The following is a 22,504-nucleotide window of genomic DNA, read 5'->3' as shown; positions in this document are numbered from 1 at the left end:
GGAGGAGTACGGTGCTCCCCTTCTTCGTCTACGGCACCCTCCGCCCCGGAGAGGTCAACCACGACCTCTTCCTGCGCGGCCGCACCCGCGCCGAGCGCCCCGCCGGCATGCGTGGCATGGCCCTGTACGACGGCCCCGGGTACCCCTACGCCGTGGAGCAGGCCGTGGAGGAGACCGGCGGGGGCCGCGGGGGAGGAGGCGCGGTGATCGGCGAACTCGTCATCGCCCGGACCGAGTCCTACGCCGAACTCCTGCGCGCCCTGGACGAGCTGGAGGAGTACGCCCCGGGCGACCCCGCGAACCTCTACGAACGGGTGGAACGCCCGGCGATCCTCGACGACGGCACGGTCGTACGGGCCTGGGTGTACGTCGCGGCCCCGGCCGTCGCCGCCGGCCTGCGGGCCGGCGGGAAACTGATCGAGGGCGGCGACTGGCGGGGCCACCGCCTGCCGCCCTCCGCCTAGGCCGCGCCGCCCCGTATCCCTTCCGGCGACGCGGACGGAGTCAGCCTCAGCAGCAGGACCGACGGGGCTTCGGGCAGGCGCACGCGCAGGTCCGGTCCGTCCCAGGCGGCCGTAGCGGTGGTCGCGGACGGATGCAGGACCTCCACCCGCGGCGCGCCCGTGCCGGCGCGGGGGACGGCGAAGGGCCGCATGGTGAGGGACCGTTCGGTGTCGCCGCCCCGCCGCCAGACCGTGACGTACACCGGCCCCGCCCCCGCGACCGGCGGTCTCAGTCCTAGCGCGATCCAGTCGTCCGTCCAGCCCGGAAGTCCGAGGGGCCAGAAGGGCAGAGAGGTGCGCAGGTCGGCCCGGATCGCCTTGTGCACCGTCAACGCGTCCCGCACCAGCTTGATCTGATGGTCCGTCATTCCATCCAGATGGCCGGACAGATGGATGCGGCCGAGCAGCGCGGAGCCGAGCGTGAAGGCGATCTCCTCGTCCGTGAAGGACGGTTGGGGGTAGGCCCAGACGGCACCCTGCTCCGGAGGCACGGCGGTGGGGGCGGCGGCCGCGATGGGCGGGTAGCGCAGGGGGTCCTGCTGGTCGGAGGTGGACTGGAGCTGGGCCACGGCCAGCGACGCGCCGTCCATGCGCATACCGCCGGACGCGCAGTTCTCGACGACGAGCCCGGGATGGCGGTCCAGGATCGAGGCCAGCCAGGACAGCCAGGCCCGGGAGTGGGCGAGGTGGGCCGGCGCCGAGGTGGTGATGTTGTAGTCGAGCTTCAGATAGCCGACGCCCCACTCACCGACGAGGCGGTCGACCGTCCCGTCGAGGTGGGCGCGGGCCGCCGGGTGGGTCAGATCCAGCTGATGGCGGCCCTGTTCGGTCACCCGGGTGCCGTCCTCGTGCCGCAGGAAGGCCTCGGCGGGCAGCTCACCGGCCAGCGGACTGCGGGCCCCGATGACCTCCGGCTCCAGCCACAGCCCCGGCACCATCCCGCGCTCCCGGATCCGGTCGAGCACGACCCGGATGCCCGCGGCGGGATCACCACCGCCACCGCCACCGTCACCCGTGCCACCCACGTCACCACCACCGGGAAAGCGCCGCGCCGACGGAAGCCAGGCGCCGACACTGTCCCACCACCCCCCGGGCGAGTCGGCGTCGTCCGTGCCCGCGCGCTCCCCGCGCCCGCCGTCCTCCCCGTCGTCCCCGCCGTCCCCGTCGTCGTACCACCCCGCGTCCACGCAGAAGTACTCGGCGCCCGCCTCCGCCGCCGCGTCGATGAGCGGCAGCAGCTTTTCCGTGGTCGGGTCGCCCATCAGGGTGTTCATGTAGTCGTTGAAGACCACCGGGAGCCGGGTGTGGTCCGGGTGGGGGCGGCGTACGGCTCGGCGGTAGGTGGTCAGGGCCGCCAGGGCGCCGTCGAAGCGGGTGCCGAGGGCGAGGGCCGCCCACTCCGTCGTGAAGTCGGCGCCCGGTTCCAGGACCGCGCGCCACCGGTGCTCGTCGTACGTGGGGCCGCCGAGCGCCAGATACGTCCGGCCCGCCGACTCGCCGGCCTCCCAGACCCAGCTGGACGCCGACTCGATCTGCCACAGCCAGGTGCGGTCGTCCGTACGGTGCCGGAGTGCGCCCATCGCGAGATGCCCGTCGGTGGGCCAGCTGCCGCGCCCGGCCAGGCGTGCCGCCGCGTGTCCGTTGCCGCCGTGCACCCGGTGGTCGATGTCGGGCACGGAGTCCCGCAGCGGCTCGGTGTACCAACGGCATTCCGCGAGCCAGTCGTTGCGTGCCCGCAGGACGGACAGTTCGTCGGGGGAGGGGAGCCCGCCGAGGAGGAGACTGCCGACGGAGCGCACGGTGACCGTCCCGGCGCCGTCGTTGCGCAGCCGGACCCGGGAACGCAGCACGGGGACGCCGTCCGGCGAGGCGTACTCGACGAAGGCGGTCAACCCGCTGACCGGGTCGTGCAGTTCGAACGTCAGCCGATGCCAGCAGTCACTCTCGCCGGATCCGGAACCAGAACCGGACCCGGACCCGGACCCGGATCCGGAACCGGACCCGGAGTCGGCAGCGGACCCGGACCCGGACCCGGACCCGGAGGCCGACCCCGACGCGGCGGCCGACCCCGCCCCGTCGAGCCCCGCCCCGTCGATCCCCGCCCCGTACGTCGAGTGGTGCGCCCGGTACCGCAGACGCCCGCCGATCGCCGTCCCCGTGAAGCGCGGTCTCGCCCAGCCCGTGCCGTCGCCGAGCAGAACCAGGTCCACCAGGGGCAGCGAGCGGTCGGTCCCGGCCTCCTCGGGGCCCGGTTCGGGTTCGCCGGGGTGGCGGACGCGCAGCAGCCGGGGCGTGTCACCGCTCAGGTCGAAGTCGGCGGTCAGCGCGGAGTGCCCCCAGCGGTAGGAGAGGCTCCACGGGAACGAGTCGGTCCAGCGGTGACTGTCGTTGTCGTGTTCCGGCATGCGATCCCCCGGGTCGGCTGTACTCCCATGTGGTCACGGCGAGCCGCGCCCGCGCCGTCCCCACCATGGCGACGCGTCGGGACAACCACACGGGATCAACGTAAGGGAAAGCATGAATGTTCAACCGTCATCAGCCCGATCCCGGGCTCGACCTCACTCGCCCACGGTCTCCACCCGCACGGCGCACGTCTTGAACTCCGGCATGCGGGAGGTGGGGTCGAGGGCCGGGTTGGTGAGGGTGTTGGCACGGCCCTCGCCCGGCCAGTGGAACGGCATGAAGACCGTGTCGGGGCGGATGGCGGTGGTGATGCGCGCCGGGGCCACCGCCCGGCCCCGGCGGGAGACCACGGCCAGCGGGGCACCCTCCACCGCGCCGAGCCGCTCGGCCAGCCGGGGGTGCAGCTCCACGAACGGGCCGGGCGCGGCGGCGTTCAGCTCGTCGACCCGCCGGGTCTGGGCGCCCGACTGGTACTGGGCGACCACGCGCCCGGTGGTGAGCAGCACCGGGTACTCGGCGTCCGGCTCCTCGGCCGCCGCCCGGTGCGAGACGGGCACGAACCGGGCCCGGCCGTCATCCGTGGCGAACCGGTCGAGGAACAGCCGCGGGGTGCCGGGGTGCGCCTCGGGTCCCGGAACGGCGGGCAGGTCGCCCGCGGGCAGGTCGGCGACGGGCAGGTCGCCGGCGGGCGCGGGGCAGGGCCAGAACACCCCGTTCTCCTCCGCGAGCCGGCGGTAGGTGATCCCGGAGTAGTCGGCGGGGCCACCGGCGCTGGCCCGCCGCAACTCCTCGAAGACCTCCTCGGGATCGGTCGCGAAGCCCTTCTCCACGCCCAGGCGGTCGGCCAGCCCGTGCATGACCTCCAGATCGCTGCGGACCCCGTCGGGCGGGCTGATCGCGCGCCGCCGCAGCAACACCCGGCCCTCCAGATTGGTCGTCGTGCCGGTCTCCTCCGCCCACTGCGTCACCGGCAGCACGACGTCCGCGAGCTGTGCCGTCTCCGACATCACGACATCGCACACGGCCAGGAAGTCCAGGGACTTGATCCGCTCCTCGATGTGTGCGGCACGCGGCGCCGACACCACCGGGTTGGAGCCCATCAGCAGCAGCGACTTGATGTCGCCGCCGAGCGCGTCCAGCAGCTCGTACGCGCTGCGGCCCGGTCCGGGCAGGCTGTCGGGGTCCACGCCCCACACCTCGGCGACGTGCCGCCGTGCCTCGGGGTCGACGAGCTTGCGGTAGCCGGGCAACTGGTCCGCCTTCTGGCCGTGTTCGCGCCCGCCCTGCCCGTTGCCCTGCCCGGTGAGGCAGCCGTACCCGGACAGCGGCCGGCCCGCCCGGCCCGTCGCCAGCGTGAGGTTGATCCACGCGCCGACGGTGTCCGTGCCCTTGGACTGCTGCTCGGGGCCGCGCGCGGTGAGCACCATCGCGTGCTCCGGCTCGCAGAACATCCGTGCCGCCTCGCGGAGTTCGGGAACGGACACCCCCGTGATCCGTTCCACGTACTCCGGCCAGTGCGCCATGGCCGCCGCACGGGCCTCCTCCCACCCGCTCGTCCGCTCGCGGATGTACTCCTCGTCCGTGCGCCCCTCCGCCACGATCAGGTGCAACAGGCCGAGGGCCAGGGCCAGATCGGTGCCGGGACGCGGGGACAGATGCAGGTCGGCCTGTTCGGCCGTACGGGTGCGGCGCGGATCGATGACGATCAACGTGCCGCCGTTCTCGCGCAGTTCCGTCAGATACCGCAGCGCCGGCGGCATGGTCTCCGCGAGATTGGAGCCGACGAGGATCACGCACCCCGTCCTCGGGATGTCCTCCAGCGGGAACGGCAGCCCCCGGTCGAGCCCGAACGCCTTCATCCCGGCGGCCGCCGCCGAGGACATGCAGAACCGGCCGTTGTAGTCGATCTGCGAGGTGCCGAGCACCACCCGCGCGAACTTGCCGAGCGCGTAGGCCTTCTCGTTCGTCAGCCCGCCGCCGCCGAACACTCCGCACGCGTCCGGGCCATGTTCCGTCCGCGTGCGGGTGAGCCCCTCGGCGATCCGGTCGAGTGCCTCGTCCCAGGTGGCGGGCTCCAGGACGCCCGCCCTTCTGACCAAGGGACTGGTCAGCCTGACCCGGGACGAGAGCACCGCCGGCGCCGTACGGCCCTTGCCGCACAGCGCTCCCCGGTTCACCGGGAAGTCCGCGCGCTCTGTGACCACTACGACCCCTTCGGTCCCGTCCGCACCGGGCGTCAGGTTCATTCCGCACTGCAGGGCGCAGTACGGGCAGTGGGTGGGCGTCGCGGAGTTCGGCATACCGCCCAGCGTGCGGCGGACGTGTTACGCGCCGGGACGCTCCTCGTTACGCCACCGGCACGGGGACCTCCCGGCGCGCCCGCGCCCGGCGTGAGGAGCCGGTCGGAGCCGTCGCGGCGCGCGGGGTGAACGACGGGTGTGACGATGTCCCGGTTCTGTCACCGTAGGCGCCCGCGCAAGCACTTACCGTCCACGTGTTCGGCCCGTGCGTGCTAAGAACGACAGGCGCCACCGACAACGGGGATCGAACGGGGACCGAGCCGCGAGTCCCGGTGTGGCGTACGTCCTGTCACATGGCCCGTGCGAGGGCCGTAGGGGGAAGAGGAAACACCGTGAACCGTATGCGCACCACCGTCGCCGTCCTGGGGGCCGCCGGTGCTCTCACCGCCGCCCAGTTGGGCCTCGCCGGTGCGGCGTCCGCCGCGTCCACCGGGTCGCAGCCCACCGTCGGGACGCAGGCGGCCGCCAGCTGCCCGATCAAGATCACCTACCTGAAGAAGTTCTACGTGGACAACAACAACTGGGTGACCAACGGCGGTCTCCGGTTCGGTCTCAAGAACTCCAGCAAGAAGGTGACCTTCAAGGACGTCAGCCTCAAGGTGACCAACACCAAGAGCCTGCGCTTCGGCAAGGCGACGGTCACGACCAGGGGCGCAAAGATCACTCAGAAGACCAACCAGATCGTCAAGGTCGCCGCCAAGACGCTGAAGCCCGGCAAGAGCGCGGCCTTCAAGGTCAGCACCCGCATGCTGCGCACCGACCTCTACGAGGTGAAGTTCGCCGTCTACGGCAAGACCACGGACGGCAAGAAGTGGGGCTGCGCCGTGGACCAGGGCACCTGGGGCACCGTCCAGCACTGACGGCGCGCTCACCGACCCGCTGACGCCAGCGCCTTCGAGACCCCCGTTTCCTCAGGACCGAGGAAGCGGGGGTCCGGCTCGAACAGCGCGTCCAGGGAGGCCTTGCCCGCCGCGAACAGCTCACGGGTGGCCCCGTAGTACCAGGTCGCGTCGTGCCGGTCCTGCACGCCGACGCCGTACGACTCGACGCCCGCCTCCTGGCACAGCGCGACCGCCCGGCGGATGTGGAAGCCCTGGCTGATGAGCACCGCGCGGTCCACGCCGAAGATCTTCCTGGCGCGGACGCAGGAGTCCCAGGTGTCGAACCCGGCGTAGTCGCTGACGATGCGGTCGTCGGGCACGCCGTGCTCGGTGAGATAACCGCGCATCGCGTCCGGCTCGTCGTACTCCACGCGGCTGTTGTCCCCGGTGACCAGCACCACCTTGATCCGCCCCGAGCGGTACAGCTCGGCCGCCGCGTCCAGCCGGCGCGCGAGGTAAGGGGACGGCTCGCCCTGCCACAGCCCCGCGCCGAAGACCATCGCGACCTCGGTGCGCGGCACGTCGGCCGTGCTCCGCAGCCGGTCGCCGGCCGCCGTGAACATCCATGTCGAGGGCAGCAGTGCCAGCACGCACAGCAGCATCACCACCTGCACGGCCCGCCGCCGGCCCGTCCGCGTACGCGGCAGCCGCACCACCCGCCCGACACGCCTCACGGCGGCCCACCCCCGTCTCCCGGACCCCGAAGGCGTCCCCGAATGTGTCCTGGTTGTTTCCGACGGGCCCCACCGCGCCCGTCCTTCCGACCAACGAAGACGTCATCCGTGTCGCTCCGGTTCACCGCCAGGCGTGACAAGCTTCACTCGAACGAGTGGAAACGCCAGGTCACGTGGGCTCACACACCCTCATCCCGCGCGGTGAACCGCTGGAAAACACCCGTGACCACCGTGCAACGGGCAGGCAACCTCCCCCCGGCACCATTGATCCATGACGGCGACGACGAGCAAGTCGAACGCGGACCTCGACAGTACGGCGCACATCATGAACCTGATCACCGACCAGCTGGCCGCCCAGCTCAGCCGCGTCTCCCGCGACGGAAGCCCCCGCCCGGCAGCGCCCGCCCTGGTCCTCGTGGCCCACGGCAGCCGGGACCCGCGCGCCCTGGCGACCGTGCGCACCCTCATGGAGCGCGTCCGCGAGCGGCGCCCCGGCCTCGCCGTGCACCTCGGTCACATCGAGCTGAACGAGCCCCTCCTCCCCGACACCCTCGCCGCCCTCGGCGACCGGGAAGCGGTCCTCGTCCCCCTGCTCCTCAGCCGCGGCTACCACGTCAAGCAGGACATCCCCGAGATGGCGGCCGCCGCCGAGGCCCGCACCCGCCTGGCCGCCCCCCTCGGCCCGCACCCCCTCCTCGTGGAGACCCTGCACGCCCGTCTCGTCGAGGCCGGCTGGCGCACCCGGATGAGCGCCGCCGCCCGCCGCACCAGCGCCGTGGTGCTCGCCGCCGCCGGCTCCCGCGACCCCGAGGCCGCCGAGGACACCGGCCGCACGGCCCGCCTCCTCGCCGACCGCCTCGGCGTCCCCGTCCTGCCCGCCTACGCCTCCGCCGCCGCCCCCACCGTCCCCGAAGCCGTCCGCACCCTCACCGCCCAGGGCCGCACCCGCATAGCCGTGGCCTCCTACTTCACCGCCCCCGGCCGCTTCGCCAGGGAGTGCGCCGAAGCGGCCCCCTGGATCACCGCGGCCCCCCTGGGCGCCCACCCGGCCATGGTGACCCTGCTCCTCCACCGCTACGACGAGTCCCTGACGAGCAGGACGAGGCCACTGCCGGCGCTGGCCACGGCATAGGGGGCCGGGGAAGCCCCGGGCGGCAGCAGCGCCCCTCCAGGGGCGCGGGGAACCGCGCGGCAAGCCACGGCGCCCGCACTCGCCCACGCACCGCACCCGGCGGACGAGTAGGCACCCATTTGTCACACCCTCCCCGTACTGTCGAATCATGGAAGGCACCACACCCCTCGGCCACGACACCGCCGCGAGCCACGACACCCCGCCCGCCTACGACCCGCCCTCCGCGGAGCGCTACGCCCCCGAGCCCGACAAACGCCCGGGCCGCACCGCCTTCCAACGCGACCGCGCCCGCGTCCTGCACTCCGCCGCCCTGCGCAGACTCGCCGGCAAGACCCAGGTCGTCACCCCCGGCACCCGCAGCCTCGCCTGGGACGCCAGCCCCCGCACCCGCCTGACCCACTCCCTGGAGTGCGCCCAGGTCGGCCGCGAGCTGGGCGCCGCCCTCGGCTGCGACCCGGACCTCGTCGAGGCGGCCTGCCTCTCCCACGACCTCGGCCACCCCCCGTTCGGCCACAACGGCGAACAGGCGCTGAACGAGTTCGCCGAGGACTGCGGCGGCTTCGAGGGCAACGCCCAGTCCCTGCGCCTGCTGACGAGGATCGAACCCAAGAGATTCGCACCCTCGGACACCACCGGCGAACTCGTCAGCGTCGGCCTCAACCTCACCCGCGCCGCCCTGGACGCCGCCACCAAGTACCCCTGGCCGCGCGGCGCCCATCCCACCGACCCGCAGTCCTCCAAGTTCGGCGTCTACGACGACGACCGCCCGGTGTTCGACTGGGTCCGCAAGGGCGCCCCCGGCACCAGCACGACCTTCGAGGCCCAGGTCATGGACTGGTCCGACGACGTGGCGTACTCCGTCCACGACGTCGAGGACGGCCTCCACGCGGGCCACATCGACCCCAACTGCCTGCACGCCGAGCCCGAACGCCAGGCGGTCTTCGAGGTCGCGCGCGGCCGCTACGCACCCGCCGACACCGACCCGACCGAACTCGCCGCGGCCCTCGACCGCCTCCTCGACCAGGAGTGGTGGCCGCACGGCTACGACGGGACGGCCGTCGCCCAGGCCCGGTTGAAGGACGCCACCAGCCAGCTCATCGGCCGCTTCTGCCTCGCCGCCGAGGGCGCCACCCGGCAGGCGTACGGCAGCGGCCCCCTCACCCGGTACGCCGCCGAACTGGTCGTCCCGCGCGGGACGCGCCTGGAGTGCGCGGTCCTCAAGGCCGTCGCCGACCGGTACGTGATGCAGCGCGCCGAGCAGGAACGGCTCCGCGCCGACCAGCGGATCGTCGTCGCCGAGCTGGCCCAGGCGCTCACCGCCCGCGCACCGGAGGGGCTCGAACCCCAGTTCCGCGCACTGTTCGACGAGGCGCCGGACGACCGTGCCCGCAAGCGGGTGATCGTCGACCAGATCGCCTCGCTCACCGACCCCTCCGCCCGCACGTTGCACGCGAGACTGACGGGGCGGACGGGACAGGGGTATACGGGGATATGACTGACACGTGACCCTCCGTGGCCTGATCGGGTCACTCCCTCTTCCCGCATCACGCTGTGTGCGGGACGCTCGCATGTGGACGCAACCTCAAGAGGAGGCATCAAGTGGTCGACGCGGATCAGACATTCGTCATCGTCGGTGGCGGTCTCGCCGGCGCGAAGGCGGCCGAGACGCTCCGAGCGGAGGGCTTCACCGGCCGCGTGATACTGATCTGCGACGAACGGGACCACCCCTACGAGCGCCCGCCGCTGTCGAAGGGCTATCTCCTCGGCAAGGCCGAGCGCGACAGCGTCTTCGTCCACGAACCGTCCTGGTACGCGCGCCACGACATCGAGCTGCACCTCGGCCAGACCGTCGACGCGATCGACCGTACGGCCAAGACCGTCCGCTTCGGCGAGGACGGCACCCTCGTCCAGTACGACACGCTCCTGCTGGCGACCGGCGCCGAGCCCCGCCGCCTGGACATCCCGGGCACCGACCTCGCGGGCGTCCACCATCTGCGCCGTCTCGCCCACGCCGAACGCCTCAAGGGCGTCCTCGCCGCGCTCGGCCGGGACAACGGCCACCTCGTGATCGCGGGCGCCGGCTGGATCGGGCTGGAGGTGGCGGCCGCGGCCCGCGAGTACGGCGCGGAGGTCACCGTCGTGGAGCCGGGACCCACCCCGCTGCACGGTGTGCTCGGCCCCGAGCTGGGCAACCTCTTCGCCGAACTGCACCGCGAGCACGGCGTCCGCTTCCGCTTCGGCGCGCGGCTCACCGAGATCGTCGGCCAGGACGGCATGGTCCTCGCGGCCCGCACCGACACCGGCGAGGAGCACCCGGCGCACGACGTCCTCGCGGCCATCGGAGCGGCACCCCGGGTCGGCCTCGCCGAGGCCGCCGGACTGGAGCTGGCCGACAGGTCCGAGGGCGGGGGCATCGCGGTGGACGCGCAGCTCCGCACGTCCGACCCCTCCATCTACGCCGCCGGTGACGTCGTCTCCTTCCCGCACGCCCTGTTCGGCACCCGGCTGCGGGTCGAACACTGGGCCAACGCGCTCAACGGCGGCCCGGCCGCCGCACGCGCGATGCTCGGCAGGGACGTCACCTACGACCGGGTGCCCTACTTCTTCTCCGACCAGTACGACCTGGGGATGGAGTACTCGGGATGGGCGCCGCCCGGGTCGTACGACCAGGTGCTGATCCGCGGGGACGCGGGCAAGCGGGAGTTCGTCGCGTTCTGGGTGAAGGAGGGGCGGGTGCTCGCCGGGATGAACGTGAACGTGTGGGATGTCACCGAGCCGATCCAGAAGCTGATCGGGTCCCGGGCCGCCGTGGACGTCGAGGCGCTCGCGAACCCCCAGGTACCGCTGGAGAGCCTGATCGCCTAGCCGGCCGCCGGAGGGGGCCGGGGCGGCCGCGGACCGGGTGCGACCGGCCCCGCGGGTCCCCGTGCCCCTTCCGCAGCACATCCGTGTCAGTGGGCCACCGTAGAATCACCGCGTGGCAGGACGGATCAACGACGAGGACGTGAAGGCGGTTCGGGACGCGGTCCCGATCGACGCCGTGGTGTCCGAGTACCTCCAGCTGCGGAACGCGGGCGGCGGCAACCTCAAGGGCCTCTGCCCCTTCCACGACGAGAAGTCGCCGTCGTTCCAGGTCAGCCCGAGCAAGGGACTGTTCCACTGCTTCGGCTGCCAGGAGGGCGGCGACACCATCACGTTCGTGATGAAGGTCGACCACCTCTCCTTCTCGGAGGCCGTCGAGCGCCTCGCCGCCCAGGCCGGCATCACCCTGCGCTACGAGGAGGGCGGGTACAACCCCTCCCACCAGCGCGGAGAGCGCATCCGCCTGGTCGAGGCCCACAAGATCGCCGCCGAGTGGTACGCGGAACAGCTCGCCACCAGCCCCGAGGCCGACACCGGCCGGATCTTCCTCGCCGAGCGCGGCTTCGACCAGGCCGCCGCCGTCCACTTCGGCGTCGGCTACAGCCCCCAGGGCTGGGACCACCTCACCCGCTTCCTGCGCGGCAAGGGCTTCGCCGACAAGGAACTGCTGCTGTCCGGGCTGTCCCAGGAGGGCCGCCGGGGCCCCATCGACCGCTTCCGGGGCCGGCTGATGTGGCCCATCCGCGACATCGGCGGCGACGTGGTCGGCTTCGGCGCCCGCAAGCTCTACGAGTCGGACAACGGCCCGAAGTACCTGAACACGCCGGACACGGCGATCTACCGCAAGTCCCAGGTCCTCTACGGCATCGACCTGGCCAAGAAGGACATCGCCAAGGCCAGCCGGGCCGTCGTGGTCGAGGGCTACACGGACGTGATGGCCTGCCACCTCGCCGGAGTGACCACGGCCATCGCCACCTGCGGCACGGCCTTCGGCGGCGACCACATCAAGATCCTCCGCCGGCTGCTCATGGACAACGGCTCGGCCCGTGTGATCTTCACCTTCGACGGCGACGCGGCCGGCCAGAAGGCCGCCCTGCGCGCCTTCGAGGACGACCAGAAGTTCGCCGCCGAGACCTACATCGCCATCGCCCCGGACGGCATGGACCCCTGCGAGCTGCGCCTGGCCAAGGGCGACGACGCGGTGGTCGAACTGACCGAACCCCGCACCCCGCTCTTCGAGTTCGCGCTCCGCAAGATCGTCGCCCGCTACGACCTGGAGACCCCGGCGGGCCGTGCCTCCGCCCTCGACGAGGCGGCGCCCGTCGTGGCCCGCATCAAGAACAGCGGCGCGCAGCACGAGGTCGCCGTACAGCTCGCCGGGATGCTCGGCATCCTCGACACCCAGTTCGTCGTCAAGCGCGTCGCCCAGCTCGCCCGCTGGGCCCGCGACCGGGGCGGCCAGGGTCCCGCCCCCACCGCACAGCGCTCGGCCCAGCCGTACGAGTCCACCGTCCGCCCCCCTTCCGGCCCGGCCCTCACCCTGCGCAACCCGGTCTACGCCACCGAACGTGAACTCCTCAAGCTCGCCCTCCAGCGCCCGGAGTTGGTCGCCCCCGCCTTCGACGCGTACGGGGTCGACGAGTTCACCGCCGCCCCCTACGCGGCCGTCCGCGTGGCGATCATCGAGGCCGGTGGCGTCGAGTACGGTGCCGAGGACCCGCAGGAGTATCTGGTCCGGGTCCGCGAGGCGGCGCCGGACGACACGGTGCGGGCCATGGTGACCGAGCTGGCGGTCGAGGCGATCATGCGCAGGACGGTCGACGAGGTGTACGCGGGCGCGCAGTTGGTCACCGTGCGCCGCCGGGCCGTGGAGCGCCGGGTGCGCGACGTCCAGGGCAGCCTGGCGAGGGCGGCCGCCCAGGGCGACCCGGCCCAGCTGGCCGCCGTACAGAACGAGTTGTGGGTGCTCCAGCAGTACGACCAGGCGTTGCGGGAGCGGGGCGCGGAGGCGCTCTGAGCCCGTGCCGGCCCGCGCCCCCGCCGCGCACGTCCCCGGAGCACATGCCAATCCGCGCCGGAGCCACCCCGCTCCGAACGGCCCACCAGCGCTGTACGGCCCTCCCAGCAGCGCACTCGTGGGCCACGGTAACCGTGCGGTCACGGGCCGGACGCAAAAAGTCACCGCACGCCCCTCGTGGCGGCTGTGTGTCGTACTCCACACTGGGTGGCGGTGCCTGAGTCCTCGGAGCGCGGCCGACCCGTCCCCCATGGGTCCGAGATCCCCGCGGTTCCGCTCGATGAGTACGGGATGGACGGCGGAGAGGCCGCCCGCGCCATCCCAGACGTACCGCTGCCGCACGCCCGGGCAGCGACATTCCTGGAGGTCGCCCCCGTGCAGACCCAGACCCTCGTACAGAACGACACCGGTACGGCCGTCGGCGGCGACGGTGCGGAGCCGGACGCGCAGACCGATGTCATCGGCGCGGTGCCCGCCCAGAGCCGCGCCGCGCACCACCCCGAGGCGGCCCCGGACGACCCGCCCGAACTCGACGAACCGGCCGAACCCCCCGAGTCCGAGCCCGTGGAACTGCCGCGCGTCCGCACGGACACCAGCGGTCCGTCCTCCGACCTGTTCCGCCAGTACCTGCGCGAGATCGGCCGCATCCCCCTCCTGACGGCCGTGGAGGAGGTCGAACTGGCCCGCCGCGTCGAGGCCGGCCTCTTCGCCGAGGAGCGGCTCGGCAACGCCTCCGACCTCGACACCCGGCTCGCCCTCGACCTCGACAAGCTGGTCGTCATGGGCCGCATGGCCAAGCGCCGCCTCATCGAGGCGAACCTGCGGCTCGTGGTGTCGGTGGCGAAGCGTTACGTCGGCCGCGGGCTGACCATGCTCGATCTGGTCCAGGAGGGGAACCTGGGCCTCATCCGCGCCGTCGAGAAGTTCGACTACGCCCGCGGCTACAAGTTCTCGACGTACGCGACCTGGTGGATCCGTCAGGCCATGTCCCGCGCCCTCGCCGACCAGGCCCGCACGATCCGTGTCCCCGTCCATGTGGTCGAGCTGATCAACCGGGTCGTCCGCGTCCAGCGCCGCATGCTCCAGGAGCGCGGTTACGAGCCCACGCCGGACGAGGTGGCCGCCCACCTCGACCTCGCCCCCGGACGCGTCAGCGAGGTGCTCCGCCTCGCCCAGGAACCGGTCTCCCTGCACGCCCCCGTGGGCGAGGAGGACGACGTGGCCCTCGGCGACCTCATCGAGGACGGCGACGCGGCGAGCCCCGTGGAGTCGGCGGCCTTCCTCCTCCTGCGCGAGCACCTGGAGGCGGTCCTCTCCACCCTCGGCGAACGCGAACGCAAGGTGGTGCAACTCCGCTACGGCCTGGCGGACGGCCGCCCCCGCACGCTGGAGGAGATCGGCCGCATCTTCGGGGTGACCCGGGAACGCATAAGGCAGATCGAGTCCAAGACCCTCAACAAACTCCGCGACCACGCCTTCGCGGACCAGCTGCGGGGCTACCTGGACTGAGGGGGCGCGTTGTCGAGCGCGACTCCGGTGGGTCTGAGAAGCAGTGGGCGCGGCCCCTGCTTCTCAGGGGCGCGGGGAACCGCGCGACCAGCCCCCACGCACCCGCACCCGACAACGCGCCCCTCGGCCCACCCCCTCAGTCCACCTCAGCCACAGCCTCGACGAACTGCGCCTTGTACAGCCGCGCATACGCCCCGTCCGCCGCCAACAACTCCTCGTGCGCCCCCTGCTCCACGATGGAACCGTTCTCCATCACCAGGATCGTGTCCGCATCCCGGATCGTCGACAGCCGATGCGCGATCACGAACGACGTACGCCCGTGCGCCAACTTGGCCATGGCCTTCTGGATCAACACCTCCGTACGCGTGTCCACCGAAGACGTCGCCTCGTCCAGCACCAGGATCACCGGATCCGACAGGAACGCCCGAGCGATCGTGATGAGCTGCTTCTCACCCGCGCTCACCCCGCTCCCCTCGTCGTCGATCACGGTGTCGTACCCCTCGGGCAGCGTCCGCACGAACCGGTCCGCGTGCGCGGCCCGGGCCGCCTCCTCGATCTCCCCGCGCGTCACCTTCCGCGAGGCGGACGCCCCGTACGCGATGTTCTCCGCGATGGTCCCCCCGAACAGCCAGGTGTCCTGGAGCACCATCCCTATCCCGTCCCGCAGTTCGTCCCGGGACATGGACGCCACATCGACCCCGTCCAGGGTGATACGCCCGCCCGTGACCTCGTAGAACCGCATCAACAGGTTCACCAGGGTCGTCTTCCCGGCCCCGGTCGGCCCCACGATCGCCACGGTGTGGCCGGGCTCGACCACCAGCGACAGATCCTCGATCAGCGGCTTGTCGGCCTCGTACCGGAAGGACACCCCTTCCAGAGCGACCCGCCCCCGCAGCACCTCCGGCCGCACCCCGGGCACCGCGTCGGCCTCCTGCTCCTCCGCGTCGAGCAGTTCGAAGATCCGCTCGGCGGAGGCGACACCGGACTGCACCAGGTTCGCCATCGAGGCGACCTGCGTCAGGGGCATCGAGAACTGCCGCGAGTACTGGATGAAGGCCTGCACGTCACCGATGGACAGGGCGCCGGAGGCGACCCGCAGTCCGCCCACCACCGCGACCAGCACATAGTTGATGTTCGACACGAAGAACATCAGCGGCTGCATGATCCCGCTGTTGAACTGGGCCTTGAACCCGGCCTCGTACAGCCGCTCGTTCTCCTCGGCGAACTGCTGCGCCGACTCCTCCTGCCGCCCGAACACCTTCACGAGCGTGTGCCCGGTGTACATCTCCTCGATGTGCGCGTTGAGCTTCCCGGTGACCCGCCACTGCGCCACGAAGTGCGGCTGCGACCGCTTGCCGACGCGGGTGGCGACCACGAACGACACCGGCACGGTCACCAGCGCGACCAGCGCCAGCAGCGGAGACACCCAGAACATCATCACCAGCACACCGATGATGGTGAGCAGCGAGTTGACCAGCTGCCCCATGGACTGCTGGAGCGTCTGGCCGATGTTGTCGATGTCGTTGGTCGCCCGGCTCAGCACCTCACCGCGCTGCCGCCGGTCGAAGTACGACAGCGGCAGCCGCGACAGCTTCGCCTGCAGCTCCTCGCGCATGTGGTAGACGGTCCGGTTGATGGCCCGGTTGGAGAGCCGGGTCGCCGCCGCCATCAGCAGCCCCGCGACCAGGAAGATGCCGAGGGCAACCAGCAGCACCGTGCCGACGGCGTCGAAATCGATGCCCTCGCCCGGGGTGAACTCCGTGCCCGACAGCATGTCGGCGACCGCGCCGTCCCCGCGCTCGCGCATGGAGGCCAGGACCTCGGCCTTCGTGGCACCCGCCGGCATCTCCCGCCCGACGACCCCCGCGAAGACGAGGTCGGTCGCCCGGCCGAGAAGGTACGGCCCCAGCACCGAGAGACCGACGCTGAGCACCGCGCACACGATCATCGCGTACATCGTGAACCGCTCGGGCCTGAACTGCGCGAGCAGCCGTTTCCCGGACCCCTTGAAGTCCATGGAGTGCTGATCGGGAGCCCCGGCCCCCGCCATCCGTGCCAACGGCCCGGCCATCAGGCTGCCTCCGCTTCCGTGAGCTGGGAGAGGACGATCTCCCGGTAGGTCTCGTTCTCCGCCATCAGCTCGTGGTGGCGTCCGGTGCCGACGACCCGGCCCTCGTCGAGGACGACGATCCGGTCGGCGTCCCGGATGGTCGCCACCCGCTGGGCCACGATCACCACGGTCGCCTCGGCGGTCTCCCGCCCCAGCGCCGCGCGCAGGGCGGCGTCGGTCGCGTAGTCCAGCGCGGAGAACGAGTCGTCGAACAGATAGATCTCCGGCCCCTGCACCAGCGTCCGCGCGATCGCGAGCCGCTGCCGCTGCCCGCCGGACACGTTCGTCCCGCCCTGAGCGATGGGGGAGTCCAGCCCGTTCTCCAGCCGCTCCACGAACTCCTTGGCCTGCGCCACCTCCAGCGCGTGCCACAGCTCCTCGTCGGTGGCGTCGGGATTGCCGTACCGCAGGTTCGTCGCCACGGTCCCCGAGAAGAGGTACGGCTTCTGCGGCACCAGCCCCACGGTCCTGGCCAGCAGCTGCGGATCGAGCGTCCGGACGTCGACCCCGTCCACCAGCACCTCGCCCTCGGTGACGTCGAACAGCCGCGGGACCAGCCCCAGCAGCGTGGACTTCCCGCTGCCCGTGGACCCGATGACGGCGGTCGTCTCACCGGGACGTGCGACGACCTCGATCGACCGGAGGACCGGCTCCTCGGCGCCCGGATAGCGGAAGCCCGCGCCCCGTACCTCCAGGAAGCCGTGCCGCCGCAGCTCCCGGACGGGCGCGACCGGCGGCACCACACTGCTGTCGGTGTCGAGCACCTCCTGGATGCGCTCGGCGCACACCTCCGCGCGCGGCATCATCATGAACATGAAGGTGGCCATCATCACGGCCATCACGATCTGCATCAGATAGGCGAGGAACGCGGTGAGCGCGCCGATCTCCATCCCGCCGCTGTCGATGCGATGGGCACCGAACCAGACCACGGCGATCGACGACAGGTTGATGACGGTCATCACGATCGGGAACATCAGGGCGAGCATCCGCCCGGTGCCCAGGGACACCTCCGTCAGCTCGGCGTTCGCCTTGCGGAACCGGTCCTTCTCGTAGTCGTCCCGTACGAAGGCCCGGATCACCCGGTTGCCGGTGATCTGCTCCCGCAGCACCCGGTTCACGGTGTCCAGCCGCTCCTGCATGGCCCGGAACAGGGGGCGCAGCCGGCGCACGATCAGGCTGACGGAGATGCCGAGCACCGGTACGACGGCGAGAAGCACGCCCGACAGCGGCACGTCCAGCCCGAGCGCCAGCACGATGCCGCCGACACACATGATCGGCGCCGACACCACCAGCGTGAACGTCATGAGCACCAGCATCTGCACCTGCTGGACGTCGTTCGTCGTCCGCGTGATCAGCGACGGGGCCCCGAAGTGACCGACCTCACGCGCCGAGAACGACTGCACCCGGTCGAACACGGCCGCCCGGATGTCCCGGCCGACCGCCGAGGCGGTGCGGGCGCCGTAGTACACGGCCCCGATGTTGCAGACGACCTGCACCAGCGAGATGCCGATCATCAGCGCGCCGAAGGACAGGATGTAGCCGGTGTCCCCCTCCACCACGCCCTGGTCGATGATGTCCGCGTTCAGTGTGGGCAGGTAGAGCGTCGCGCACGTCTGCACGAACTGCAGCAGCACCAGCAGGATGATCGGTGTCCGGTAAGGACGAAGATGACTTCTCAGCAATCGTATGAGCACGCGAGATCTCTCGGAGTCGACGGGGTTCGGGACGCACCACCCCCCATCGTCGAACACTCCCCCCGCGTTACCTCAACCGAATTAACCCGACGGTGAAGCTCCGGTGACCGGACCTCGCGGCCGGGAGCCGGGTCTCATGCCCGGAACGCCCCGGGATGCGTCTGCTCGCGCACCGCCACGTACTGCTGCCGTACCGCCTGCCCCACCGCCAGTTCGTCCCCGGGGTCCAGCACCTGCGCCGCCGCCCCCGGCCACATCGGTGGTGTACGCGGATCGAGCGTCCCCTGCGAGACCCCGAGCGCCCACGCGGCCTGCCGCGCCGCACCCACCGCCGCGTAGTCCGCCGGCTGCGGCACCACCACCTGCACCCCGAACAGCGCCGGCGCCGCCGCCTGCACCGCCGGCAGCTCCGCCGCCGCGCCCAGCAGGAAGATCCGCCGCACGTCGACACCCCGGCCGCGCAGCACGTCCAGCGCGTCCGCGAGCCCGCACAGCATGCCCTCGAACGCGGCCCGCGCGAAGTGCTCCGGCTTCATCGACTCCCGCCGCAGCCCGGCCAGTGTCCCCGCCGTGTGCGGCAGGTTCGGCGTCCGCTCGCCCTCCAGATACGGCAGCATCACCAGCCCGTGCGACCCCGGCGTCGACTTCATCGCCAGGTCGGACAGCGCCTCCAGATCGGGCACGCCCAGCAGTTCGGTGGCCCCGCGCAGCGTCCGTACGGCGTTGAGCGTGGTGACGACCGGCAGATGCATTCCGGTGGCGTCGGCCAGCGAGGTGATCATCCCGGATGAGTCGACGAGCGCCGTCGTGTGCACGGCCATGACCGACCCGGAGGCCCCCAGCGACACGACCGCGTCCCCGAGCCCGATGCCGAGCCCGAACGCGGCGGCCATGGTCTCCCCGGTGCCGGCGGAGATGAGGAGCCCCTCCGGCGTCGTCCCGGCGGCGTCCGAGGGGCCGAGCACCTCCGGCAGCATGACCTGGTGCCCGAGCGCCATCTCGACGAGATCCGTGCGGTACTGCCCGGTCGCCGCGTTCCAGTACCCGGTCCCGGACGCCCCGCCCCGGTCCGTCGTCCTTCTGACCGGCCGCCCCAGCAACTGCCAGACCAGCCAGTCGTGCGCCTGCAGCAGGACGGCCGTCCGCATCGCGGCATCCGGTTCCGTACGGCTCATCCAGCGCAGCTTCGTCACCGGCTGTGCGGCTCCCGGTACGCAGCCGACGGCCTCCGCCCACGCGCCGCGCCCCCCGAGCGCGTCGACGAGGTCGGCCGCCGCGACCTGGGTCCGCTTGTCGCCGCCGACCATCGCCGGACGCACGCTGTTGCCCTGTGCGTCCAGCGCGATCAGCCCGTTCTGCTGGGACGAGACCCCGATCGCCTGCACACCCTCCAGCAGCCCGCCGGTGGCCGCCTCGCCCAGGGACAGCAGCCAGGCCTGCGGGTCGACGTCCGCCGGACGCCCCCCGCCCTCCGCCGGCTCCAGCGGGTGCGGGGCATAACCCTGCCTGAGCACGGCCCCTGTGTCCGCGTCACAGACGACAATGCGCGTAAAATCGGGCGAACTGTCCAACCCGGCGACTATCCCCATGGCGGAAATTCTGCCGCACCGGAAGGGGTGGGGGCGCCGCGCGTCGGTCCGGCCGACCCGATGTGGTCCCTAGGTATTGCTCGTTCCCCAGTCGTCCGCGGAGGAGCCGTTCGCGTTGCGTTCGCGCAGCGAGCGGACCCGCTCGGCGACCAGGTCGGGCACACGGTCCCCGACCTTCTCGCTGACCACGTGGTACGCCTTGCCCGCGTAGACGCGCCCCTGCTGGGCGGCCGACTCGGCGGTGTTGCGCACCGCGGGGTTCTGCGCGACCTGTCGCGCGGACTTCTTCAACTGCTCGTAGCGTTCGCGTCCGGCCTTCGTCCCGAGTACGTAGCCCAGGGCCAGTCCGGCAAAGAACGTGAGCCGATAGCGCATGGCGGCCACCCTTCCCTTACGTCTGCGTCGGTCCCTTGCGTGCCCTGCGCGCGCGACGGGCGCGGGATACCGATTGGCGGAGCACCCCCCTGCTTGCGCTAATGTATGTGTCGCAGCGAGCGCACGCCCCCTGGCGAATACCCAGGGAGTCGCGTTCGATGCAGCGAGGCAATCCTCCGTAGCTCAATTGGCAGAGCAGCCGGCTGTTAACCGGCAGGTTACTGGTTCGAGTCCAGTCGGGGGAGCTTCGGTCTTCCGTAGCTCAATTGGCAGAGCAGCCGGCTGTTAACCGGCAGGTTACTGGTTCGAGTCCAGTCGGGAGAGCAGTGAGGAAGGACCCCGTCGGGGGTCCTTTTTCATGTCCGGGGGAACCGCGTGCGCGCCGCCGAAGTCCTCAAGGTCAAGAAGCGCATGCGAAGGCCGACCATCCGAAGCAGGAGATCGTATGAGCGGCTATGCTGCGGCAGACGGCGCGCACACATGTACGCGACACGCCGTACGGGGCGGTAGCTCAGCCGGTTAGAGCAGCGGACTCATAATCCGTCGGCCGTGGGTTCGAGTCCCACCCGCCCCACTTCCGCAGGTCTCTGACCTGCGGAAACGTTCTTTTTTGGCTGGCGGAGCGTCAACTTTGCCTGAACGGACTGAATCCGCTGCTCGTGGGTTTGGGGTCCGGCGGCGGCCGGGCGAGGCCGAGCCCCTCTGACCTGCGGCGGAGTGGGTGTTCGAAGTTGTCGCTCGTGGTCCGGGTGGCTGCTCTGAGGGCCGATGCCAAGACCCAGGGGCCGTGCAGGGGCCGGGGCGGCGCGGTCGTGTTCAGGCGACGGTGTCTACGGGGTGAATCGGTGTCCCATCTGCCGGTTGCGCGGCATGGGCTGCCATCGCGATGTGGAGACACTGTCGCCCTCGCGTCGCTCGATCTGTGATGACGTCCAGAGGTGGGGAAACTGCCCCAAGAGGAAACCGCCCGGATGGGTTACTCGCCCCTCTTGCGCAGAGCCCTGCGGTTCGACTGGTCAGGCTGGTGGGACGGTCACCAACAGGCCCTGTCCAGCTGTGGATTGTTGCGAACGGGTGTGCGCCGGCTGCGCGGTGGCGCCCGCGCCTTCGAGCGCCCCGGGCCAGAGCATGGCCTCCTTCAGTGTGGGTGGTAGACCGTGCTGGCACGATCGGCGCCGGCGTCGGCGAGCACGTCCAAGGGGGGAGCACGTGGGTTCCCGCGATCCTGGAGGTTCCGGCGGGTGAACCCGTATACGGACGGCTCCTGGCTGTCCGTCCAGGCGGGGGTTCGGGTGGTTTGGCGATGGGTCTTGACCTTCGAGTTGTGTCGAGGCTTTACCGTCGGTGGTGCGACGGCCTACCGCATATCGCAGCTGGCCGAGCGCCTCGGCATCCGGCCGCAACGCTGCGCTTCTACGAGACCACTGGACTGCTGCTGCCGTGCGGACGGCGTCCGGAGATCGCGGGAACGGAGATCGCGGAGGTTTCCGCCCAGGGCGGGTTCGCGCCGGGGACTGAGCAGGTCAGGGCAGCGACGCGGGCGGCGAAGGAACAGGCGTCGGTGAAGTCTTCGAGGTTCAGCCGGTCGAGTCGGCCGCCGAGGTGTCCCAGGGCGGCGAGGCGGTGGAGCAGACCCGCGGTGAAGGAGTCCCCGGCGCCGACGGTGTCGACGACGTCCACGGCCGGGGCCGGGACGGTGACGCGGAGGCCGTCGAGGGAGGCGAGGGCGCCCCGTCCGCCCAAGGTGATGATGACGAGGCGCGCGCCGGCGGCGTGCCAGGTGTCGCACGCCTCTTCCGGGCTGGCGCCGGGCAGGAGCAGCGAGAGGTCGTCCTCGCTGAGGCGGAGGATGTCGGCGAGGGTGCACCAGTGGGGGAGCCGTTCGCGGTAGGCGGTGGGCGGTACGAGCAGGGGGCGGACGTTGGGGTCGATGGACACGGTGAGGTGCTCGCGGGCCTTGGCGAGGTGGTCCTCGATGCGGGTGCCGCCGGGTTGGCGTATGAGTGCCAGGGAGCCGGTGTGCAGGCAGGCCGCGCTCTTCCACCCGGTGGCGGCGAGTTCTTCGTCGGTCCACTGCCAGTCGGCCGCGCTGTCGGCGTAGAAGGTGTAGGTGGCCTGGCCGGCCTCGTCGAGGTCGGCGACGGCGAGGGCGCTGGGCTCGGGGGCGGTCAGGCTGCCGGTCAGGTCGACGCCGGAGGCGCTGAGGCGGGCACGGAAGAGGGTGCCGAAGACATCCGTGGAGAAGCGCCCGAGGAAGCGGGTGGGGGTGCCGAGCCGGGCGAGAGCGACGGCGGTGTTGGCGGGGCCGCCGCCGGGCAGGGCGCGCAGCGCGAGCTCGTCGGAGCTGGACCGGGTGGGGTCGGTGAAGGCGTCGGCGACGCACTCGCCGAGGACGGTGACGCTGACGGGGGCCTGGGGGCGGGCCATGGTGACTGTCTGCCTCTCTCAGAAGATG

Annotated in this window: 15 protein-coding genes and 3 tRNA genes; 10 read left to right on the top strand and 8 right to left on the bottom strand. The window is 71.7% G+C overall.

Annotated elements, in window-relative coordinates; genetic code table 11:
• The first annotated feature begins 11 nt into the window (after nucleotides 1-11).
• Nucleotides 12-464, top strand: a complete 453-nt coding sequence (locus STRBO_RS0132195; protein ID WP_005479106.1) for a gamma-glutamylcyclotransferase family protein — start codon at nucleotides 12-14, stop codon at nucleotides 462-464.
• Here the strand turns inward: STRBO_RS0132195 and STRBO_RS0132190 are convergent.
• Together STRBO_RS0132190 and STRBO_RS0132185 are read right to left on the bottom strand one after the other, a co-directional pair.
• Nucleotides 461-2,908, bottom strand: coding sequence for an alpha-galactosidase (locus tag STRBO_RS0132190; RefSeq protein WP_005479105.1), 2,448 nt, complete (start codon nucleotides 2,906-2,908; stop codon nucleotides 461-463). The two genes, STRBO_RS0132195 and STRBO_RS0132190, sit on opposite strands and share 4 nt — an antisense overlap.
• 153 nt (nucleotides 2,909-3,061) lie before the next feature.
• Nucleotides 3,062-5,206, bottom strand: a complete 2,145-nt coding sequence (locus tag STRBO_RS0132185) for a molybdopterin oxidoreductase family protein (protein ID WP_028796961.1) — start codon at nucleotides 5,204-5,206, stop codon at nucleotides 3,062-3,064.
• Between the two features lie 332 nt (nucleotides 5,207-5,538).
• Here STRBO_RS0132185 and STRBO_RS0132180 point away from each other — a divergent pair, with 332 nt between their 5' ends.
• A complete protein-coding gene (locus STRBO_RS0132180) occupies nucleotides 5,539-6,066 on the top strand; it encodes a hypothetical protein (RefSeq protein WP_005479102.1) in 528 nt (175 codons plus the stop codon).
• Between the two features lie 8 nt (nucleotides 6,067-6,074).
• Here the strand turns inward: STRBO_RS0132180 and STRBO_RS0132175 are convergent, their stop codons facing one another.
• A complete protein-coding gene (locus STRBO_RS0132175) occupies nucleotides 6,075-6,689 on the bottom strand; it encodes a SanA/YdcF family protein (protein WP_237547372.1) in 615 nt (204 codons plus the stop codon).
• Nucleotides 6,690-7,032: 343 nt separating this feature from the next.
• On the opposite strand from STRBO_RS0132175, the gene STRBO_RS0132170 reads away from it, so the two are divergent.
• From STRBO_RS0132170 to STRBO_RS0132150, 5 genes are all read left to right on the top strand, one after another.
• On the top strand, nucleotides 7,033-7,893 hold the full coding sequence (locus STRBO_RS0132170) for a sirohydrochlorin chelatase (protein WP_005479100.1): 861 nt from the start codon (nucleotides 7,033-7,035) through the stop codon (nucleotides 7,891-7,893).
• Nucleotides 7,894-8,041: 148 nt separating this feature from the next.
• The gene (locus tag STRBO_RS0132165) at nucleotides 8,042-9,388 is read left to right on the top strand and encodes a deoxyguanosinetriphosphate triphosphohydrolase (RefSeq protein WP_005479098.1); all 1,347 of its coding nucleotides are present in this window, start codon (nucleotides 8,042-8,044) and stop codon (nucleotides 9,386-9,388) included.
• 104 nt (nucleotides 9,389-9,492) lie between these two features.
• The gene (locus STRBO_RS0132160) at nucleotides 9,493-10,758 is read left to right on the top strand and encodes an NAD(P)/FAD-dependent oxidoreductase (protein WP_005479096.1); all 1,266 of its coding nucleotides are present in this window, start codon (nucleotides 9,493-9,495) and stop codon (nucleotides 10,756-10,758) included.
• Nucleotides 10,759-10,870: 112 nt separating this feature from the next.
• A complete protein-coding gene (gene dnaG, locus STRBO_RS0132155) occupies nucleotides 10,871-12,772 on the top strand; it encodes a DNA primase (protein ID WP_005479094.1) in 1,902 nt (633 codons plus the stop codon).
• A 213-nt stretch (nucleotides 12,773-12,985) separates the two neighbouring features.
• Nucleotides 12,986-14,281, top strand: a complete 1,296-nt coding sequence (locus tag STRBO_RS0132150) for an RNA polymerase sigma factor (RefSeq protein ID WP_028796959.1) — start codon at nucleotides 12,986-12,988, stop codon at nucleotides 14,279-14,281.
• A gap of 136 nt (nucleotides 14,282-14,417) precedes the next feature.
• Here STRBO_RS0132150 and STRBO_RS0132145 read toward each other — a convergent pair whose 3' ends face one another.
• From STRBO_RS0132145 to STRBO_RS0132130, 4 genes are all read right to left on the bottom strand, one after another.
• On the bottom strand, nucleotides 14,418-16,352 hold the full coding sequence (locus tag STRBO_RS0132145) for an ABC transporter ATP-binding protein (protein WP_005479091.1): 1,935 nt from the start codon (nucleotides 16,350-16,352) through the stop codon (nucleotides 14,418-14,420).
• Nucleotides 16,352-18,085 (bottom strand): ABC transporter ATP-binding protein, encoded by a 1,734-nt coding sequence (locus STRBO_RS0132140; RefSeq protein WP_028796958.1) that lies wholly within the window; start codon nucleotides 18,083-18,085, stop codon nucleotides 16,352-16,354. Before STRBO_RS0132140 ends, STRBO_RS0132145 begins: the two co-directional genes overlap by 1 nt.
• 134 nt (nucleotides 18,086-18,219) lie before the next feature.
• Complete coding sequence (locus tag STRBO_RS0132135) at nucleotides 18,220-19,674, bottom strand: FGGY family carbohydrate kinase (protein ID WP_028796957.1); 1,455 nt, start codon at nucleotides 19,672-19,674, stop codon at nucleotides 18,220-18,222.
• A 69-nt stretch (nucleotides 19,675-19,743) separates the two neighbouring features.
• On the bottom strand, nucleotides 19,744-20,049 hold the full coding sequence (locus STRBO_RS0132130; RefSeq protein WP_020115403.1) for a hypothetical protein: 306 nt from the start codon (nucleotides 20,047-20,049) through the stop codon (nucleotides 19,744-19,746).
• Nucleotides 20,050-20,221: 172 nt separating this feature from the next.
• Here STRBO_RS0132130 and STRBO_RS0132125 point away from each other — a divergent pair.
• The 3 genes from STRBO_RS0132125 to STRBO_RS0132115 all read left to right on the top strand — a co-directional run bounded on the left by STRBO_RS0132125 (nucleotide 20,222) and on the right by STRBO_RS0132115 (nucleotide 20,623).
• A tRNA-Asn gene (locus tag STRBO_RS0132125) sits at nucleotides 20,222-20,294 on the top strand.
• A gap of 6 nt (nucleotides 20,295-20,300) precedes the next feature.
• Nucleotides 20,301-20,373 (top strand) — tRNA-Asn (locus STRBO_RS0132120).
• Between the two features lie 176 nt (nucleotides 20,374-20,549).
• Nucleotides 20,550-20,623: transfer RNA gene (locus STRBO_RS0132115), tRNA-Ile, on the top strand.
• An 839-nt stretch (nucleotides 20,624-21,462) separates the two neighbouring features.
• Here the strand turns inward: STRBO_RS0132115 and STRBO_RS0132110 are convergent.
• Nucleotides 21,463-22,476: a carbohydrate kinase family protein gene (locus tag STRBO_RS0132110; RefSeq protein WP_005479082.1), complete on the bottom strand. Its 1,014-nt coding sequence runs from the start codon at nucleotides 22,474-22,476 to the stop codon at nucleotides 21,463-21,465.
• Nucleotides 22,477-22,504 lie beyond the last annotated feature (28 nt).

The sequence above is a fragment of the Streptomyces bottropensis ATCC 25435 genome, from assembly GCF_000383595.1.
GTDB lineage: Bacteria > Actinomycetota > Actinomycetes > Streptomycetales > Streptomycetaceae > Streptomyces > Streptomyces bottropensis.
This window is presented reverse-complemented; position numbering and strand designations above follow the sequence as displayed.